Raw genomic sequence first — 792 nt, 5'->3', positions numbered from 1 at the left:
CCCAACTTCAACAGCTAAGCGCGTAAGCGACTGATATTGTTGGAGCGGGATGCCCGCTTTTGCCACAACATGGCCGTTTCAGGCGGGTGTTTTCAGATCCAGGGCTTCGAAGAGGTCGAGTTGTTCCGGTTGTTGGCGCGTGATGGTTGTCTTGGCAGTCGGGCCGATACGGGCGACGTGCTGTTGAATGCGTTCCAGAAGATCGAGGGCGGTGCGCGGGCTCGCGCTGTGGCCTTTCGCCTTCAGACGCATGCGCATGACGCGGTAGAGGACGAGAGCCAGGAAGCAGATCATGGCGTGGGCGCGGATGCGGTCGGGCAGCCGGTGGTGAACTGGCGCGATCTCGATGTCGGATTTCAGCACGCGGAAGCCACGCTCGATGTCTGCGAGGCCTTTGTATCGGGCGACAGCCTCGGCAGGGCTCAGATCGGGGGCGTTGGTGATCAGCGCGAGCTTGCCGTCGAAGAGTTCGGCCTGGGCAATGGCGTCTTCGTCGGCCGACCAGCTGAAGCGGTCTGCGTTGAGATCGGCCTTGAGAAAGCGCGTGAGCTCGGCCTCCGCGACGGCGCGGGTGAAGCGGCTGTAGGCCCCGCGGTCGGAGGCGCGGCGTCCCTTGGCGGTCTTTCCGGCATCTTGAGCGTCGAGCTTGCCGACCATCTTTTCGGCCATGGCGTCAAGCTCGGCGATGCGGGCGCGACGCCGATCGCCCTGTTCAGCGGCACGAAGCGGATCATGGGCGACGATCAGGCGATGACCGGCAAAGCGATCCTCGGCCAGTCCGGTCTCGTCGAA

At 64.0% G+C, this 792-nt stretch carries 1 protein-coding gene; it reads right to left on the bottom strand.

The features are described from left to right. Positions 1-78 precede the first annotated feature (78 nt). A partial coding sequence (locus tag C6W91_RS21210) for an IS1634 family transposase (protein ID WP_370571620.1) occupies positions 79-792 on the bottom strand: 714 nt, incomplete at its 5' end.

The sequence above is a fragment of the Phaeobacter sp. SYSU ZJ3003 genome (genome assembly GCF_041300735.1).
Classification (GTDB): domain Bacteria; phylum Pseudomonadota; class Alphaproteobacteria; order Rhodobacterales; family Rhodobacteraceae; genus Phycobacter; species Phycobacter gallaeciensis_A.
Note: the sequence above shows the minus strand (reverse complement) of the source record. Positions and strands in the feature narration are given on the sequence as shown.